The sequence below is a fragment of the Microbacterium sp. genome, assembly GCF_052102115.1.
In the GTDB taxonomy this organism is placed as follows: Bacteria; Actinomycetota; Actinomycetes; order Actinomycetales; family Microbacteriaceae; genus Microbacterium.
On sequence record NZ_JBQDVP010000030.1, the window covers coordinates 1 to 18729 of the forward strand.

An 18729-nucleotide genomic window follows, 5' to 3' on the forward strand; every position below is an offset into this window, starting at 1 on the left:
GTCATCTGTTGTGGGTTGGGCGTCGGCATGTGTTTCTCCTCGTCGTTGGCTTTCCTGCTGGGCAGGGAGCAGTCCATGGGTTATCTCAGGTTCCGGTGAGGACCACCTGGTTGCCGTCGGGATCGGTCAGCGGCAGGAAGCGCGCTCCGCCGCCGCGGCGTCGGCCAGCAATCGGTGATTCACGATGCCTCCTTACTGATTGTGTTTTGCAATCGCTGTCAGACAACCACAGGTGATGGTAGAATGCAAGCAGCAGATGGACCAGGAGGAGAAGTTGACGAACACGCCACGCTCGGGCTGCCCCATCAACGCGGCCGTCGAGGTGCTCGGCGATCGGTGGAGCCTGATCGTGTTGCGCGACATCATGTTCGGCGGCAAACGGCACTTTCGGACCCTGCAGCGCGAATCAGAGGAGGGCATCGCCTCGAATATCCTCGCCAGCCGCCTTCGCGACCTCGTCGCCGGCGGCCTGCTCACCCGTGAGGACCCGGGTGCCGGTCGTCGTGCTGCCTACAGCCTCACCGAAGCCGCGATCCAGTTGGTCCCCGTCATGGCCGAACTCGGCTGGTGGGGCCTGCGCCACCGGCCCACGACCGAACCGTTGCGCGTGCGCGCACTGCTGTTGCACGACGGCGGTCCCCGACTCTGGGACGACTTCATGAGCGAGCTGCGTGAGCGCCATCTCGGCATTCCGGCACCGGACACCGAGCGCCCGTCCGTAGACGAACAACTAGACGCTGCCTATGCGGAAGCCGTCCAGGCCGCAAAGCGAGACCAACAGATAGCCTGATCGGATGGCCGGCTCATTGAGTGGCTTCTCAACGCCGTTGCCAGCATCTCGGCGTCCTGTGGCGCACGCCCGATAGGGGACCGAGAGAGACTGGATCCCGACTCGTTCGAGCCACTACTGCCAGCGATGCCAGCTCAAGCGGGTGCGAACGCACGGTTGAGCAGCGGCCGTGTGACCCGAGTGCTCAGCCACACGATCCCGATCCCGACAACCAGTACGGCGACGATCGTCAGGACAGAAACCGGCTGAACGATCAGCGCGATGCCGATCAGCGGCAGTACCAGTACGGCAGCGCACAGCGCCGATCCGATCGCGGTCAGCAGCAACGGGGCCATCACCGCCCGCGTCCGCGCGGCATCGACCGTCTCAACCGGCACACCGAGGAAGTGCAGACTGCGATGCAGTTCGCGCTGATCGAGGAGGCCGGAGGCCTGATTCACCCCGACCGACACGGCGACCATGAGGAAGGATGCGACGAGAGTGATGATCAATCCGGTGCGGATGTCGCTGGCGAGGTACGCCTCGACCCCGGTGCTGGGCGCGCTCATGGTCTCGACGAGGGCGACACCCGTGCCGGCGAAGATCGCCATGAAACTGGCCATGGCGACGCCGCTCACCTGACGCCACGCCGCCTTCGGCGAGTCGAGCACGAGGCGGGCTGCGAGCAGCCGCTGCGGGCGCTCAGCCCGCCGCAGCGTGCCCTTCGCCTGCACCTTCAGCGCCCATGGTCCGATCAGGTTCAGCACAGCGAGCGCTGCGGCGAACATCCCGGCGATGACGACGATCGTGATCATGAATCCCGCCGTTCCGGGAAAGAGCTGCATCGTCGCGAACGCCACCACGATCACGGCCACGGCGGCGACCGCGCGCAGCCAGTGCACGCGCGGGGCAGCCGACCGGGTACGGACCCCCAGCGGGGAGATCACGACCAGGCGCAGACCGACCGCTGAGCTGATACCGGCCAGCGCGATGACGCCTGCGACGACGCCGATCATCGCCAGAGGGGAGAGGAGCACGGCATCGGCTCCGAGCGGTTCACCGCGGAACGAGATCATCCCGATGAACGGTGCCAGCGCGAGATGGCCCGCCACCCCGGCGAGGGCGCCCGCTGTGGCGACCAGTGTGGACTCGAGCACCGTGGCGCCGATGACGCCTGCGGGCGAGACGCCCAGCAGGCGCAGCGTCGACAGCCTCTCATCGCGTCGACGTGCAGACAGGCGTGCTGCCGCCCCGCCCAGACTGGCGAGCGGCACGATGAGCAGCACCAGAGCGATAGCCGCGAGCGCCTGGTGGAGCGCAGCATCCGGATCAGTCCAGCTCCAGAACGCCTGCGCACCGCCCACGACGGTGAGGACCAGCGCCGTCACCAGCGCGAACGCGATCGCAGGCAGGGCGATGACGCCGCCCTGTCCGGGGCCGGGCCGCAGCAGCAGCGCGAGCACGCGGGCATTCATGCCTGCACCTCCGCGGTGACGATGCGGCCGTCGCGCACCTGCACGGTGCGCGAGCAGCGAGCGGCGACCTCCGCATCGTGGGTGACCACCAGCAGCGAACGACCCTGCCCCGTCGTCGACCAGAGGAGAGCGCTCATCACATCCGCCGAGGTCTGGGAGTCCAGAGCGCCGGTGGGCTCGTCGGCGAAGACGAGCTCGGCTCCGGTGACCTGCGCACGGGCGATCGCGACGCGCTGCGCCTGACCGCCGGACAACTCGCCGATCCGGCGATCCTCGAAGCCGGCGAGACCCAGCGATGCCATCCAACCCGCCGCGTGCTCCAGTGCCGTCCGTCGCGGCGTTCCGTTGATCATCAGTGCCAGCGCGATGTTCTCGATCGCGGTGAGCTCGGGGATCAGGAGCCCCTGCTGGAAGACGAATCCCAGCGACTCCCGGCGGAGTCGTGAGCGCTGGCGCTCGTTCAGCGCTGTCACCTCGATCGGTGCCTGGCCGGCAGGAGAGAACTGCACCCGCCCGGCATCCGGCGCCGTGATTCCGGCGAGCACATGCAGCAGCGTCGTCTTTCCAGACCCGGAGGCGCCCATGATCGCGACGGACTCACCGCGCTGCACGGTGATGTCGATTCCGGCGAGAGCGGTGGTCGTGCTGAAGGCCTTGGTCAGTGACTGTGCGGCGATGACAGGAGTGGGTTCGATGACGGAAGGATTCATGCTTCCAGCCTCGTTACCGTGCGGTGCCGTGTCGTCCGTCGGCGGTCGCAGATGGTCGGCCGAGGATACATCGCAAGGATGATCCTCGACCGACCGCGCGGCGGAGGAGGTCAGCCCAGCTTCTTCTGCCACCCCGCCGCGTACGAGGACGGAACGAACCCGATCGCCTCGTTGATGTCGAGCATCGGACGGTTCTCCTCGGCGTTGAACGTGCAGATCGTGGGTGAAAGCGGTACCAACTCGCGCCAGCGCAGCAAATTCGCGCATTTCACGACGGTGCCGAGGCGCTTTCCGCGATGCTCCTTCACGACGAGCGTGCCGTACTGGTGCGTCACGCTCGACCGATCCCGGCCGATGATGAGCTCGTTGAACGCCACGATGCGTCCGGACGGGATGTGCTCCACGGCGGACACTGACAGGAACTGTCCGGCATCCGCGATCATCCTGTCATGACGCACGACGCGCGCGGCATCCCACTTCTCCTCCTCGAACACGAGGTCGCCGGAGGGAACGTCGGTCGCCATCCGCGCCCGGACATCGCCGTATCCCTCACGCAGGTGCTCCGGAGTAGGCAGGCTCCACGAGATCACGCGGTAGTCCTCGCCGGCGAACGCCGACGCTTCGGCCAGCATCCGCTCGGCCAGCGAGAGGTCACCGTCGAGTGCGAGGGTGCTGGTGCGCTCGACCTGCTCCATCGTGAAACCGTTCGCCGCGAACAGATCGCTGAGCTCGTGCGCCGCGACGCTGCCATGGCCGGTCGCCGGTGTCAGCATCCGATCCGACCCTGCGGCCGGGTGCAGTGTCCACATCTGCAGCAGAGTGCGACCGAGTGCCCTCGCCTCGTCCTCGACGTGGCTGAGCAGAGCCTGCGCAACCCCCGACGCGCGGTGGGGCGGGATGACCAGGATCTCCGACTCCGCCGTCGCACTCCCGGCCTCATTCGAGGTCTTGAGATACGCGGCGCCGACGATGTCGATGCCGCGACGTGCAATGTATCCGCGACTTGTCGAATCGGAGCGGTCGAGCCAGTGCGGCAGCATCTCTGCCGGTTCCTCATGCAGAACGTTCGTCGCAGTGTCGACGACGCACATTTCATTGTTGAGCTGTGCCAGTGCGAGGAATTCTGCCGCGTCTGAGGCGTCCACGGATGCGGGGAGCGCCATCTCGGTGATTGTCAGCTCATCGGTGAGCAGTGTCATCTCAGTTCCTTCTTCCAGGCGCCCTCGTAGGCGACGGCTTCGAAGCCGATCGCTTCGTTGATGTCAAGCATCGGACGGTTCTCTTCGGCGTTGTATGTGATGACTCCGGGGGAGTGCGGGTGCTGCTCGTGCCACGAGAGGAGTCCCGCGGTCTTGACCAGCATTCCCAGGCGGTGGCCGCGGTGGGATGCCAGCACCAGGGTGTCCTGCTGGTGCGAGATTGTTGTGGGGTCGGTGCTGATGATGAGCTCGTTGTACGCGCACAGTTCGCCGCTGTCGATGTGCTCGGCCGCCGTGACGAGGACGGACATCCCTCGCTGCCGGAAGCGCTCGTCGTGTCGTGCGATACGGTCGGCGTCCCATTTCTCGGCGGGCATTCCGAGCTCGGCGTCAGGAGCGTCGGTTGACATGTGTTCCTTCATCCAGGCGTAGCCGGCGACGTGCTCGGTCGGTGTCGGCAGGGTCCACTGCAGCACCCGGTAACCAGCAGCACGCTGTTCAGCTGCGATGCGCGCGGCACGGAGGTCGCGGACGACGGCATCGGACCAGGTCAGCACGCTGGCGCGCTCGACCTGTTCGAGGGTGAAGCCGTGCCGGAGCAGGAATCGCGCGTGGTGATCGCGGGGGATCTCGCCGACGCCGGTCGGTGACGGCAGGGCAGGCTCGTCAGAGGCCGGATGCGCCACCCAGGCGAGCAGGCGCTCGACTCCGGCATCCCGTGCTGCCTGCTCGAGGTGCGGCAGAGTGGCTGAGCCGATGCCCTGCCGCCAGACGCGGCTGCGCAGGCTGATGACGGCGATGGCGGTGCGTCCGCCCGCGTCGGCCATGATGTTGAGCGTCGCCACGCCGACCATCTTCTGCCCGTCGATGATGTACCACTGGTGGCGAGTCGTTTCGGGATTCGAACGCAGCGTCGGCAGCAGTGACTCGGCGGTCATGTCATCCTCAGCACGGCCGGTCGCATCACGGATGGACTGGTTGCGGACGTCCGCGTAGGTGCGGATGGTCGGGGTGGGCGCGGCATCCGCCCGTGCCGGAAGCACGAGCGGATGCAGCGTCGCGGTGTCGGTGAGACGGATGCTCACGGTCTCCTCCTCGTCTCAGCGCGGGAAGCGCTGCAGGGTGTGGGTGAGCATCGCCAGAGACTCGCGCTCCATGGTGCGCCGATTCTCCAGCAGGAGCATCATCTGCTCCTGGGTGATCGTGCGCGTCGACTTGCGGCGCGAACGATCGGTGCGCAGTAGCAGCCAGAGGCCGAGGCGCAGTGATAGCCGGTTTGCGAGCGTGAGCTCTTTGCGGTTTGTCGGTACGGAGACTTCCAGGACCTCCTGGTCGTCGGTACATGGTGGGTGAACGGTGCTGCGCAGCAGCATGTCGGTACTCACGAGAGTGCTCGTTTCTTGTTCGAGTGCTTTGAGGGACGGCGCATGGAGCCCGGACAAGGGCGGATGCGCGGGCGACAGATCTCGGGGAAAGAGAGACCTCGCCCGGGTGCATGGGGTCGACGATGTCGACCGATGCGTGAGCGGCGGAAAGCGTTGGAGACCGGCCCGGGAAGGGCCAGGATCTCAGGCTGCGGTTCTACGCGAGCGTGCTACGCCGAAGGCCGAAAGTCGAGGACGCGAGAATCGCAGCGCGCGCGGTGTCGAAACCTGCGGCTGTGGCGATATTGATGGTCATGAGCGTCCTCCTTTCGTGAGTGATCCGGTTTGTAAGGTAGTCCCTGCGCGAGCGAACCGTCAAGCATTTGCCTGAATGTCGGCGTGTCGCTCCGGCCGCTCGATGCTGTCGCGCACCGCGCGGGGTGCCGAGGAAACCGCGGAATTCCGGTAGCGTTGCGGCGTGCTTCTCCTTGGACGAACGGTGCCGACATGCATCTGAAGAGCTTGACGGTCAAGGGCTTCAAGTCGTTCGCGCAGCCGACCACCTTTGAGTTCGAACCCGGTGTCACCTGCATCATCGGACCGAACGGTTCGGGAAAATCGAACGTCGTCGACGCCCTCGCGTGGGTGATGGGCGAGCAGGGCGTCAAGACCCTGCGCGGCGGCAAGATGGAGGACGTCATCTTCGCCGGCACGTCCACGCGCGGTCCGCTGGGCCGCGCCGAGGTGCAGCTGACGATCGATAACAGCGACGGCGCGCTGCCGATTGAGTTCGCTGAGGTCACGATCAGTCGGACGCTGTTTCGCAGCGGATCCAGCGAATACGCCATCAACGGGTCGAACTGCCGACTGCTGGATGTGCAGGAACTGCTCAGCGACTCGGGCCTGGGGCGCGAGATGCACGTCATCGTCGGCCAGGGACGCCTCGACACGGTGCTGCAGGCGTCTCCAGAGGACCGTCGGGGATTCATCGAGGAGGCGGCCGGCATCCTCAAGCACCGGCGTCGCAAGGAGAAGACGCTCCGCAAACTCGACGCCATGGAGACCAATCTCACACGCCTCAGCGACCTGGCCGGAGAGATCCGTCGCCAGCTCAAACCGCTGGGCCGGCAGGCAGAGATCGCCCGCGAAGCTCAGACGATCGCAGCGGTCGTCCGCGACGCCAAGGCCCGCATCTTCGCCGACGATGTGGTGACACTGCGCACAACGCTTGCCGATCATGCCCGCACCGAACAGGAACGTCACACCGAGCGCCTCGTGCTGACCGAACAGGCCGACGCGGTGCGTACCGGCATCGCGCGGCTCGAAGCCGATCAGAACTCCGCGGGCGTCGACGAAGCGCGCCGCGTCGCGTTCGGCCTCGAACAGGTGCAGGAGCGGATGCGCTCGCTGTACACGCTCGCGAACCAGCGGCTGGCCCTGCTCGGTTCCGAGGACGATGACACGGCCGTCGCGTCCGTGACGATCACGCAGGCGACCATCGATGAGGCCAAGGACGAGATCACCACGCTCTCGAACGGGCTCGGTGACGCGCAGGATGCTGCGTCTGCCGCCAGCCGGGAGGTTGTCAGCGCCCGCGCCGAACTCGACACGCTCGACGTCGATATCGCTGAGCAGAGCGCGCTCGTATCGGAGCATGACATGCGATTGACGTCGCTGCGCGGGTCGGCAGAGGCCGCGGCATCGGCCCTCGCCGCGGTCCGTGGCGCCGTGCTCCGTCAGGAGACCGCCCTGGAGGCAGCCCATGAGCGTCGTCGCGAGGCTGAGGAAGCACTCGAGCAGATCGATGACGCCGAGGCGCCGGAGGGGAGTGCGGCAGACCACTCCGCCGCGTACGAGACGGCGCAGCGCGATGCGACCGCGGCCGAGAGCGAGCTCGAAGGGCTGCGCGAGCGGCTGCATTCTGCGGAGCGCGAGGCGGAGTCGCTGACGGCGAAGGCGGGCGCGCTCAGCAGCGCGCTGTCGCTGTCTGGCGGGGCTGCCGAGGTCGTGAAGTCGGGTGCCGGCGGCGTGCGAGGTCTGGTCGGCGATGCGGTGCAGGTCACCGCGGGGTACGAGGCGGCGATCGCAGCGGTTCTCGGACCACTCGCCGAGGGCGTTCTTGTCGATGACGCCGATGCCGCTTTCGAGCTGGCCGAGGCATCAGCGCAGCACAAGCGCGGCGTGGTCGACTTCGTGATCGCCGACGCGTCACCGATTTATGCCGAGCTCCCCGAGATCTCGGGCGCGACGCCGGCGACGTCGGTCGTCACAGCCCCGGACGGCGTGCTCGGTGTGCTCGCCCACGTGCTCATCGCCGACGATCTCGACGCGGCGCGCCGCGCCCGGGTCGCGCTGGATGCCCTGGGCGACGCGGCCATCACCATCGTCACTGCTGGCGGCGATGTCGTCACCGCGCACATGCTCCGTACCGGCGGCAACGGCGAGCGCTCCCGTCTCGAGCTGACCGCGGAACGCGACGCCGCTCAGGATCGGCTGAACGAGGTGCGCGTCGTCGTCGACTCCCTGCGGGAGGCGCGCGTCGATGCGGTCGAGCAGGTGGAACAGGCCCGGCGACAGGCCAAGGACGCACTCAGCGCACTGCGCGAGCACGACGCCGCCCTCGCCACGCACGCCGAGCAGGTCAACCGCATCACCGTGCGGCACGAGGCCGCTGTCGCCGAGTGCGAGCGACTCGAGACCGGGCTCGCACAGGCGCAGTCGACGGTGGCAGACGCCGAGGCCGCGGCCGACACGGCGAAGTCTGAGCTCGAAACGGCGGAAGCCGCGCCGAGACCGGTGCTCGATGCGACCGCTCGGGACGGACTGCTCGAGGCGCTCGAGGCTGCTCGCGAAGTCGAGGTGCGCGCGAGACTCGAGATCGAGACGCTGCGCGAGCGCGTCCGCTCCGCACAGACACGGGTGACGAGCCTGGAGCGTCAGCGAGAGCAGGAGAGGGATGCCGCGGCCGAAGCCGCCCGTCGCGCGGTGATCCGCCGAGCGCAGCGCGAGGCCGCGTCCGGCGTGGCCGCGGAGCTGCCGCGCATCCTGGATTCGCTCGATCGATCCGTGAACGAGTCGCGCATGGCGCTCAGCGAAGCGGAGAACGCGCGCTCGGCGCAGAACGAGGAGCTGACGACGCTGCGTGCGCAGGAGACCTCACTGCGCGAGCGGCTCGCTGGCCTCACCGAGAGCGTGCACGGTCTCGAGCTGCAGATCCACGAGAAGAAGCTTCACCTGACCAGCCTGCTGGAAAGGGTGGCATCCGAACTCGCTCTCGACGAAGATATTCTCGTCACGGAATATGGGCCGGATGAGCTCGTTCCGCGTGACCCGCTGGCGGGTACGGACCTGGATGCCGATCCTGATTCTGAGAGCGATTCCGAGCAGGATGACGGCGTCGATTCGACCGCGATCCCGTACGACCGTCGCATGCAGGAGCGCCGCCTCGCCGAAGCCGAGCGCAAAATGACACAACTGGGCCGCGTCAACCCGCTCGCCCTGGAGGAGTTCGCCGCCCTTGAGCAGCGTCACGCGTTCCTCACCGACCAGCTCGCCGACCTCACGCAGACCCGTGAGGATCTGCTGACGATCATCGCCGACCTCGACGAGCGCATGCAGACGATCTTCGCGAGTGCGTTCGAGGACACGCGGCAGGCCTTCACCGAAGTGTTCCCGCTGTTGTTCCCTGGTGGATCAGGAAGCATCTCACTGACCGACCCGGAGAACATGCTGACGACGGGTATCGAGGTCGCCGTGCGGCCGGTCGGCAAGAAGATCGAGCGGTTGTCGCTGTTGTCCGGTGGCGAGCGGTCGCTGGCGGCTGTCGCGCTGCTGGTGGCGATTTTCAAGGCGCGCCCGAGTCCGTTCTACATCCTCGACGAAGTGGAGGCGGCACTCGATGACGCGAATCTCGGGCGCTTGCTGACCGTGTTCGAGCAGTTGCGCGAGAGCTCGCAGCTGCTGGTCATCACGCACCAGAAGCGCACGATGGAGATCGCGGACGCGCTGTACGGTGTATCGATGCGCCAGGACGGCGTCTCCGCCGTCGTCGGACAGCGAGTCGGAGACCGGGCCGCCGCGGCGAGCTGATCGTCGGGCGCGGAGGCCCCGCCCCTATGCTGAAGGTCATGAAGTTGCTGCTCACTGGACTCCGGCGCATGCCGTTCATGATCGCGTTCACGCTCGGATTCCTCCTGATCGGCGTGTTCACCGGGGCGATCTGGTCCCCGGCGCAGGATAAAACGTGGTTTGAGATGGTCGCCACAGGTCTTCCCTCGTTCGCCGAGGGCCGCTGGTGGACGGTGTTCACATCGCCGTTGATCGCCGACCCCGCATTCGCCTATCTGTCGATCCTTCCGCTGATCATCGGCGGCATCGGCTGGGCCGAGTGGCAGTTCGGCTCGCTGCGCACTATCGGTCTGTTCATCGCCGGCCATATCGTCGGCGTGCTCGGCGCGGCAGGGATCCTCGCGCTGCTCACCCCCGTCGACTGGCATTGGTCCGATCAGCTGTCCCAAACGCTCGATGCGGGGCCGTCGTGCGGCGCCTTCACCACGCTGGTATTCGCGATCGCGACCCTGCCGTCGCCGTGGCGCCTGCGCGCGCGACTGGCCATCGGGCTGTGGGCGGCGATCTCCGTGCTGTATCTCGGCCAGCTGTACGACCTCGAGCATGCGGTCGCGATCACCATCGCGCTCATCGTGAGCGGGGTGCTGCCCGCGTTCCGGCATCCGGAGGGCCGCCCGAGCGAGCGTGAGTGGCGGCTCATCGCCTTTGCCGGTCTGATCGCGATCGGAGCGATCCAGATCATCGACCTCGCTGTTCCTTACGACGGCCCGCTGGGGCAGAACGCGCCGGTCGCCTCGTTCGTCGACGTCGCCGTGGATGTCGTGATCATCGCCCTCATCGCCAACGGTGTGCGGATCGGGTACCGGGTGGCCTGGGTGGCGACGGTGATCCTCGGCTTGTTCAACGTGGTCACGACCGCGCTGTCGTTCGCGTTGGTGCCGGTGCTGACCAGCACGGATGTGATCGCGTCGCCGTGGGAGGTCATTGGGTTGCAGCTTGCGCCGACGCTGCTGTGGGTCGCGATGCTCGTCGTGATGTTCGCAGCCCGCGGCGCTTTCGGCGTGCGTATGCGGCGGTCACGCCGAAAGCTTTCGCCGACGCCCGTCGATGACGCGGAGGTGCGCGCCGCATTGCACGCCCATGGCGGCGGCACGCTGTCGTGGATGGCGACCTGGCGCGGAAACCAGCACATGGCGGCAGCCGACGGGGTGATCGCGTACCAGGCGCACGCCGGCGTGGCGATCGTGCTCGGGGATCCGATTGTCCCCACCGGTGCAGAGGGCGAGGCGCTCGACGCCTTCGCGACCAGTGCTCAGCGTGCCGGGTTCATTCCGTGCTCGTTCTCGTCGAGCGAGTCGCTGCGGCAGGCGATGCCCGAGGGGTGGCGTTCGATCGTCGTCGCCGAAGACACGATCGTCGATCTGCCGGGGCTGGAGTTCAGGGGCAAGGCCTGGGGCGCTGTGCGCACCGCGATCAACCGCGCCGCGCGCGAGGAAGTCCAGTTCCGTATGGTGCGGCTCGCCGACGAACCATGGAGCGTGCGTGCGCAGGTGCGAGCGATCTCGGAGCAGTGGACCGGTGACAAGGGGCTGCCGGAGATGCGGTTCACCCTCGGAACCGTCGATGACGCGATGGACCCGGAGGTCGCCGTCGGCATCGCCGTGGATGCTGAGGGCAGCCTGCACGGCGTGACGTCGTGGCTGCCCGTGTACGGCAGCGATGGAACGGTCACCGGATGGACGCTGGATCTCATGCGCCGCCGGGACGGAGGCTTCGGGCCGGTGATGGAGTTTCTCATCGGTGCGTCGGCACAGCACTTCTCCGAGCAGGGCCACGCGTTCATCTCGCTGTCGGGTGCTCCGCTCGTGCGAACCGAGACGACCGAGGCGAACGCGATCTACACCGTGCTCGATCGCATTGCCCAGCTCATCGAGCCGCTGTACGGCTTCCGGTCGCTCCACAAGTTCAAGCAGAAGTTCAATCCGCGCGCCGAGCCGATGCACCTGCTCTATCGCGACGAGGGCGACCTCCCGCGCATCGGCATGGCGCTGACGCGCGCCTACCTGCCGGACGCCTCACTGCACGATCTGGTCGCCTCAGCGGCGCCCGCCCTGCGCCGCTGAGGTCCCGACGCCCAGCCGGCACCGTAGGCTGGAGCAATGGCGGAGAACTCCTGGTCCCTCGGTCGCGCGCTGCGCGGCATGTTCGTCAAACCCACGATCGACGAGACGACGTGGGACGACCTCGAGACAGCGCTGATCACGGCCGACTTCGGCCCGGAGATCACCGAGCGCGTCGTCGACGAACTGCGCGACAAGGTCGATCGCTACCGCACGACCGATCCGAAGGATCTGCAGCGGATGCTGCGCGAGACGCTCGAAGAGCATTTCGCGAAGTTCGACACGACGCTCAAGCTGACAGAGCGTCCGGCCGTGGTGCTCGTGGTCGGTGTTAACGGCGTCGGCAAAACCACCACGATCGGGAAGTTCACCAAGTTCCTGCGCGGCTACCAGCGCAGCGTCGTCGTCGGGGCTGCCGACACGTTCCGCGCGGCCGCGGTCGATCAGCTAGCCACGTGGGCGCAGCGCGGGGGAGCGGCGATCGTCCGCCCCCAGCAGGAGGGTCAGGACCCGGCATCCGTCGCTTACCAGACCATCGAGTACGCGCAGCGCGAGGGCATCGAGATCGCCATCATCGACACGGCCGGGCGCCTGCACACCAAGGGCGGGCTGATGGATGAGCTCTCCAAGGTCCGCCGCGTCATCGAGAAGCAGGCGCCGATCAGCGAGGTTCTTCTCGTGCTCGACGCCACCACCGGGCAGAACGGTGTCATGCAGGCCGAAGCCTTTCTCCAGCACGCCGGAGTCACCGGTCTCGTGATCACCAAGCTCGACGGATCGGCCAAGGGAGGCTTCGTCCTCGCGGTGCAGGAGCGCACCGGCATCCCGGTCAAACTCCTCGGTCAGGGCGAGGGAATCGACGACCTGACCGGATTCACACCGCACGTCTTCGTGGCATCCCTTGTCGGGCAGTGATTGGACTGGTTTCATAGCGTTATGGCGATCGAACACGACTACTTCGGGCTCCTGTCATCGGGCCCGGATGGATCGATCTTCTGGAGCGAGACAGTCGATCTCGGCGACCAGACGGTGACGATCGATCTCACCGCGCCCGATCAGGACGACATCTCGCCGGACGCGCTCGACATCGCCGCCTCCCTCATCTCGGGGCTCGAGAACGTGGATGCCTCTGCGCGCCGCAGCATGCTCGCCGAAGTCGACGATCGCACGAGCGAGGTGACTGAGTATATCCTTCAGCAGCAGGAGACACTCGGCGACGACCTGCCCGACCTGCTGGTGGATGTGAGCGGAGACTCCGCCGTCGACATCATCCGCTCCCTGCAGTTGATGAGCATGACGATCCTCGCCGATGAGCACGGCGGTACCGAGCCGTTCGCCGTACTCGAGTACGCGCTCGACGCCGACGAGACCGATGAAGTGCTGCTGGTGAACCTCGCCTCCGACGGCACTGTTCAGTCGGTCATGAGCGCAGACTAGCGGCGCGCGACACCATGCCCGGCGCCGCGCGCCGACTCACACTGCTTGAGCGAATCCCAGATCCGCGTTCTCGGCGATGTGCGCCAGGTGCGGCGGAATCTCGCGGCCCTTCGAAACCATCGATTGTGCCCAGAGCCGCCCTGCCCGGTACGAAGAGCGCACCAAGGGTCCGGCCAGCACGCCGAGAAATCCGATCCGCTCAGCCTCTTCCTTGAACTCGACGAACTCCGCCGGCTTCACCCAGCGCGCCACGGGCAGGTGCCGCGGGGTCGGCCGCAGGTACTGCGTGATCGTGATGATGTCGCAGCCCGCCTCGTGCAGATCGTTCAGCGCCTGCACGACCTCCTCCGGTTCCTCACCCATACCGAGGATGAGGTTCGACTTCGTGATGAGCCCGGCATCGTGCCCCTGCGTGATGACGTTCAGGGACCGCTCGTACTTGAACGCGGGCCGGATGCGCTTGAAGATGCGGGGAACCGTCTCGACGTTGTGCGCGAACACTTCGGGCCGCGCGTCGAAAATCTGCCCGAGGAATTCCGGGTCGCCGTTGTGCTCGTTGGCGAGCAGTTCGACGCCGGTGTTCGGGTTCTCGGCGTGGATGCGCCGCACGGTCTCAGCGTTCAGCCATGCACCGGTGTCGGGGAGATCGTCACGGGCGACGCTGGTGACGGTGGCGTACCGCAGGCCCATGCGTGTGACGCTCTCGGCCACGCGGCGGGGCTCGTCGGTGTCGTAGGCGTCGGGCTTGCCCGTGTCGATCTGGCAGAAGTCGCACCGGCGCGTGCACTGCGACCCGCCGATCAGGAAGGTCGCCTCGCGGTCCTCCCAGCACTCGAAGATGTTCGGGCAGCCGGCTTCCTGGCAGACCGTGTGCAGCCCCTCGTCCTTCACGAGCGAGTGCAGCGCCTGGTACTCGGGCCCCATCTTCGCTTTGGTCTTGATCCACTCGGGCTTGCGCTCGATCGGCGTCTCGGCGTTTCGCACTTCGAGGCGCAGGAGCTTGCGCCCCTCGGGAACAGCAGCACTCACGCAGGAACTCCTTCGTACTCGGTATCGGTGAATTCGGCATCCGCGTACTCAGTGGCGAACGCCTCGGCGACCGCATCCACGATGTCGGCGGGGGAGACGTCACGACCCACCACCTCGCTGATGGTCGTGACACCGGCATCCGTGATTCCGCACGGGATGATCCCGCGGAAGCCGGACAGCGTGTTGTCGCAGTTGATCGCGAAGCCGTGCATGGTGACGCCGTTCTGCACGCGCACACCGATCGCGGCGATCTTGTCCTCGCTGAGCGGGCGGCGGACCCACACTCCGCTTCGTCCGTCGACCTGGTAGCCGTCGACGCCGAGTGGGCGGAGGATGTCGATCAACAGGCGCTCGAGGCGCCGGACGTGCGCGACGACGTCCATCGGCTCGGGCAGGCGCACGATCGGGTAGCCGACCAGTTGCCCCGGGCCGTGCCAGGTGATCTTCCCGCCCCGGTCGACGTCGATCACGGGCGTGCCGTCCTGCGGTCTCTCCTGCGGCTCGGTGCGCTTGCCCGCGGTGTAGACGGCTTCGTGCTCGAGGAGGATGAGCGTGTCGGGGCGGCTGCCGTCTGTGACGCCGTGATGCACCTGCCGCTGCAGTTCCCAGCCATCGAGATAAGGCACGAGCTGCGGAGCCAGCCCCGCCGTGAGAATGTCGAGCATGATCGCCTTCCAGATTGTTGGATGCCGTCTAACAATACCTCTGATTGTGTGATCCGTCTTCTCATACGCGGCCTGCGGTGTGGCGCGATACGGTGAGTCAGTGAGAGAAGACCCGCGCCCAGGACGTCCGCGGGCGTCGTCGCGCGAAACGCTGGCCGAGGCGGCCTGCGAGTTATTCCTCGAGCAGGGGTATGAGTCCACCTCGGTCGCCGACATCACTCAGCGTGCCGGGGTGAGCCGATCGAGCTTCTTCAACTACTTCTCGTCGAAGAGCGATGTTCTCTGGTCCGGGCTGGATACCAGGATCGACGCGGCAACAGTCGCGCTCGAGACGCTGGGGGCGGATGCTGACCCCGCTGCCGTGCGCGCCATCCTGCTGACGCTGGTGCACGACTTCGCGCCCGACCCGTTGGCACTCGCGCTGCGGAATGCCTCTGCTATGGGACTGGAAGAAGAACTGGTCCGCGATACGGGCCTGCGCTCCGCCCGTCTCGCCGCCGGTGTCGCGGATGCGGCGCGCCGAAGCGGCATCGCTCCGATCCCATCCGACATCGTCGGGGCCGCTCACGCGGCCGCGGTGCTTTCGTCACTGCGAGTGTGGGCCGAGCGCGGCGCCGGCCATGGCACTCCTGCGGCGCTCGTCGAGGAAGCCCTGGGCAGCATCCACGATCTGCCGTGGTGATGTGCGCGCTGCTGGGGCAGTCGCTTCCGCCGCTCGCGTAGAATCGACAGCACCATGGCTACTTTTGGCACGCTCTCCGATCGGCTGACCGAGACCTTCCGCAATCTGCGCACGAAGGGAAAGCTCACCGCGGCCGACGTCGACGGCACCGTCCGCGAGATCCGGCGCGCGCTGCTCGACGCCGACGTCGCGCTCGATGTCGTGAAGGCTTTTACCGCGAAGGTGCGCGAGCGTGCGCTCGGCGACGAGGTCAACAAGGCGCTGAACCCGGCCCAGCAGGTCGTGCAGATCGTCAACGAGGAGCTCGTCGGCATCCTCGGCGGCGAGCAGCGTCGTCTGGAATTCGCCAAGACACCGCCGACGGTGATCATGCTCGCGGGCCTGCAAGGTTCCGGTAAGACGACGTTCGCCGGAAAGCTCGCCAAGCAGCTCGAGAAGGACGGCCACACCCCGCTGCTCGTCGCCGCGGACCTGCAGCGCCCGAACGCCGTGAACCAGCTACAGGTCGTCGCCGAGCAGGCCGGGGCCACGATCTTCGCCCCCGAGCCCGGCAATGGCGTCGGCGACCCGGTGAAGGTGTCCCGCGACGGCGTCGAGCACGCGCGCCGTCAGCAGCACGACGTCGTCATCATCGATACCGCCGGCCGCCTCGGCGTGGACGCCGAGCTCATGAAGCAGGCGTCCAACATCCGCAAGGCGGTGAACCCTGACGAGGTCCTGTTCGTCATCGACGCGATGATCGGTCAGGATGCCGTCAACACGGCCAAGGCCTTCCAGGAAGGTGTCGATTTCACCGGCGTCGTGCTCTCCAAGCTCGACGGTGACGCCCGCGGTGGCGCTGCCCTGTCGGTGGCATCCGTCACGGGTCGCCCGATCATCTTCGCCTCCACCGGCGAGGGGCTCGACGACCTCGAGCCGTTCCACCCCGATCGCATGGCGAGCCGCATCCTCGACCTCGGCGACGTGCTCACCCTCATCGAGCAGGCCCAGCAGGCCTTCGACGAGGAAGAGGCGCAGAAGGTCGCCGAGAAGCTCGCCACCGAGGCCTTCACGCTCGAGGACTTCCTCGACCAGCTTCAGCAGATGAAGAAGATGGGCTCGATGAAGAAGATGCTCGGGATGCTGCCGGGCATGGGGCAGATGAAGCAGCAGCTCGATGACTTCGACGATCGTGAGGTCGATCGCACCGAGGCGATCATCCGCTCGATGACCCCGGGGGAGCGGCAGAACCCCAAGGTGCTCAACGGCTCGCGCCGACTGCGCATAGCCAAGGGATCCGGCATGACCGTCACCGACGTCAATCAGCTCGTGCAGCGCTTCGACCAGGCCGCGAAGATGATGAAGACTGTTGCGCGCGGTGGTACCCCGAACATCCCCGGTATGGGCGCGGTGCCCGGCATGGGCCGGCCCGGCGCCTCGTCCAAGCGGGGCAAGAAGGGCAAGGCCAAGAGCGGATCGCGCTCGGGCAACCCGGCCAAGCGCGCGGCCGAGAACGCCGGGCTGCCGACGGGCCCCGCGACCGGCTCGGGCTTCGGACTGGGCGGCCAGCAGGCGCCGAGCGAGGCCGACCTCGCCGAGATCCAGAAGCTGTTCGGCAAGAACTGACGCATGAGAACGGGCCCGGAGGAATCTCCGGGCCCGTTCTCATGCGCGTTCGACTACTTCACGTCGTCGTCGATCCAATCCATCGACTTGGTGACAGCCTTGCGCCACAGACGAAGCAGGCGGTCGCGCTCTGCATCCTCCATTGCGGGCTCCCAACGACGGTCCTCCTGCCAGTTGGCAGACAGGTCATCGAGGCTGCTCCAGAAGCCGACGGCGAGACCAGCGGCGTAAGCGGCGCCCAGGGCGGTGGTCTCCGCGACGACGGGGCGCACGACGGGAACACCGAGCACGTCCGCCTGGAACTGCATCAGAGCGTCATTGGCGACCATGCCGCCGTCGACCTTGAGCTCGGTGAGATCCACTCCGGCATCCGCATTCACCGCGTCGAGAACATCGCGCGTCTGGAATGCGACCGCTTCGAGCGCCGCCCGGGCGATGTGGTTCTTGTTCGCGTAGCGGGTCAGCCCGACGATCGCACCACGGGCATCCGGGCGCCAGTACGGCGCGAAGAGTCCCGAGAACGCCGGCACGATGTACACTCCACCGTTGTCCTCGACCTTTTCTGCCAACTGCTCCACTTCCGGCGCCGACGAGATGATGCCCAACTGGTCGCGCAGCCACTGGATGAGCGATCCGGTGACGGCGATCGAACCCTCCAGGGCATAGTGCGTCGGCTCGTCGCCGAGCTTGTACCCGACGGTCGTGAGCAGCCCGTTCTTCGAGTGGACGATGTCTTCACCCGTGTTGAAGATCAGGAAGCAGCCGGTGCCGTAGGTGTTCTTGCTCTCGCCCTTCTGGAATGCTGCTTGGCCGAACGTGGCCGCCTGCTGGTCCCCGAGGATGCCGGCGATAGGGGTCTCACGAAGCAGCGAAGAGCTCTTGGCTGTCCCGTAGACCTCGGAGGAGGAACGGATCTCCGGCATCATCGAGCGCGGTACGCCGAAGGCCTCGAGGATGTCGTCTCGCCACTCGAGCGTCGTGAGGTCCATGAACATCGTGCGGGATGCGTTGGTCACATCCGTGATGTGCACGCCGCCATCGGTGCCACCGGTGAGGTTCCACAGCACCCAGGTATCGGTGGTGCCGAAGATCAGATCCCCGGCCTCCGCCTTTTCACGCGCACCGTCGACGTTCTCGAGGATCCAGGCGATCTTCGTGCCGGAGAAGTACGTGGCAAGCGGCAGGCCGACGACCGGCTTGAACCGCTCAACCCCGCCGTCTGATGCGAGTCGATCGACGATCTCCTGCGTACGGGTGTCCTGCCAGACGATCGCGTTGTACACCGGCTTGCCGGTCGTCTTGTCCCAAACGACCGCGGTCTCGCGCTGGTTGGTGATGCCCACCGCGGCGATGTCATGACGGGTGAGGTCGGCGCGGCTCAGCGCGAGCCCGATGACCTCCTGCACGTTGTGCCAGATCTCGGTCGCGTTGTGCTCGACCCACCCGGCCTTCGGCAGGATCTGCTCGTGCTCCTTCTGGCCCGTCTCGACGATCGTGCCCTTTTTGTCGAAGATGATCGCGCGACTTGACGTCGTGCCCTGATCGATTGCGATGACGTAGTCAGCCATGGTTCTTCTCCTTTGAATTGCGTGGATAGCGTGTGTGC

General features: G+C 66.8%; 15 protein-coding genes. 7 read left to right on the plus strand and 8 right to left on the minus strand.

The annotated features are described in order from the left end of the window. Positions 1-256: 256 nt before the first annotated feature. On the plus strand, positions 257-790 hold the full coding sequence (locus ACTICP_RS10300; protein WP_441892055.1) for a winged helix-turn-helix transcriptional regulator: 534 nt from the start codon (positions 257-259) through the stop codon (positions 788-790). Between the two features lie 134 nt (positions 791-924). Here ACTICP_RS10300 and ACTICP_RS10305 read toward each other — a convergent pair whose 3' ends face one another. The 5 genes from ACTICP_RS10305 to ACTICP_RS10325 all read right to left on the minus strand — a co-directional run bounded on the left by ACTICP_RS10305 (position 925) and on the right by ACTICP_RS10325 (position 5526). Continuing rightward, positions 925-2244 (minus strand): permease, encoded by a 1320-nt coding sequence (locus ACTICP_RS10305; RefSeq protein ID WP_441892057.1) that lies wholly within the window; start codon positions 2242-2244, stop codon positions 925-927. Further along, entirely contained in the window at positions 2241-2954 is a 714-nt protein-coding gene (locus ACTICP_RS10310; RefSeq protein ID WP_441892059.1) for an ABC transporter ATP-binding protein, read from the minus strand. Before ACTICP_RS10310 ends, ACTICP_RS10305 begins: the two co-directional genes overlap by 4 nt. 110 nt (positions 2955-3064) lie before the next feature. Continuing rightward, positions 3065-4153 (minus strand): GNAT family N-acetyltransferase, encoded by a 1089-nt coding sequence (locus tag ACTICP_RS10315; RefSeq protein WP_441892061.1) that lies wholly within the window; start codon positions 4151-4153, stop codon positions 3065-3067. Then, positions 4150-5238: a GNAT family N-acetyltransferase gene (locus tag ACTICP_RS10320; protein ID WP_441892063.1), complete on the minus strand. Its 1089-nt coding sequence runs from the start codon at positions 5236-5238 to the stop codon at positions 4150-4152. The genes ACTICP_RS10315 and ACTICP_RS10320 overlap by 4 nt, the downstream gene beginning before the upstream one ends. Before the next feature lie 15 nt (positions 5239-5253). Continuing rightward, a complete protein-coding gene (locus tag ACTICP_RS10325; RefSeq protein ID WP_441892065.1) occupies positions 5254-5526 on the minus strand; it encodes a hypothetical protein in 273 nt (90 codons plus the stop codon). Between the two features lie 498 nt (positions 5527-6024). Here ACTICP_RS10325 and smc point away from each other — a divergent pair, with 498 nt between their 5' ends. From smc to ACTICP_RS10345, 4 genes are read left to right on the plus strand one after another with little or no spacing between them, the layout of a single operon-like run. Further along, entirely contained in the window at positions 6025-9606 is a 3582-nt protein-coding gene (smc, locus tag ACTICP_RS10330) for a chromosome segregation protein SMC (protein WP_441892067.1), read from the plus strand. 38 nt (positions 9607-9644) lie between these two features. After that, complete coding sequence (locus ACTICP_RS10335; protein ID WP_441892069.1) at positions 9645-11708, plus strand: bifunctional lysylphosphatidylglycerol flippase/synthetase MprF; 2064 nt, start codon at positions 9645-9647, stop codon at positions 11706-11708. 36 nt (positions 11709-11744) lie between these two features. Further along, the gene (ftsY, locus tag ACTICP_RS10340; RefSeq protein WP_441892071.1) at positions 11745-12620 is read left to right on the plus strand and encodes a signal recognition particle-docking protein FtsY; all 876 of its coding nucleotides are present in this window, start codon (positions 11745-11747) and stop codon (positions 12618-12620) included. Between the two features lie 21 nt (positions 12621-12641). Beyond that, on the plus strand, positions 12642-13142 hold the full coding sequence (locus ACTICP_RS10345) for a DUF2004 domain-containing protein (protein ID WP_441892073.1): 501 nt from the start codon (positions 12642-12644) through the stop codon (positions 13140-13142). 36 nt (positions 13143-13178) lie between these two features. Here ACTICP_RS10345 and lipA read toward each other — a convergent pair whose 3' ends face one another. Further along, complete coding sequence (gene lipA / locus ACTICP_RS10350; protein ID WP_441892075.1) at positions 13179-14171, minus strand: lipoyl synthase; 993 nt, start codon at positions 14169-14171, stop codon at positions 13179-13181. Beyond that, positions 14168-14836 (minus strand): lipoyl(octanoyl) transferase LipB, encoded by a 669-nt coding sequence (gene lipB, locus ACTICP_RS10355; protein WP_441892077.1) that lies wholly within the window; start codon positions 14834-14836, stop codon positions 14168-14170. Before lipB ends, lipA begins: the two co-directional genes overlap by 4 nt. Before the next feature lie 100 nt (positions 14837-14936). On the opposite strand from lipB, the gene ACTICP_RS10360 reads away from it, so the two are divergent. Both ACTICP_RS10360 and ffh read left to right on the plus strand, forming a co-directional pair. Beyond that, complete coding sequence (locus tag ACTICP_RS10360) at positions 14937-15518, plus strand: TetR/AcrR family transcriptional regulator (RefSeq protein WP_441892079.1); 582 nt, start codon at positions 14937-14939, stop codon at positions 15516-15518. A 54-nt stretch (positions 15519-15572) separates the two neighbouring features. After that, positions 15573-17123, plus strand: coding sequence for a signal recognition particle protein (ffh, locus tag ACTICP_RS10365; RefSeq protein WP_441892081.1), 1551 nt, complete (start codon positions 15573-15575; stop codon positions 17121-17123). 53 nt (positions 17124-17176) lie between these two features. Here ffh and glpK read toward each other — a convergent pair whose 3' ends face one another. Further along, positions 17177-18691, minus strand: coding sequence for a glycerol kinase GlpK (gene glpK / locus ACTICP_RS10370; RefSeq protein ID WP_441892083.1), 1515 nt, complete (start codon positions 18689-18691; stop codon positions 17177-17179). Between the last annotated feature and the right edge of the window lie 38 nt (positions 18692-18729).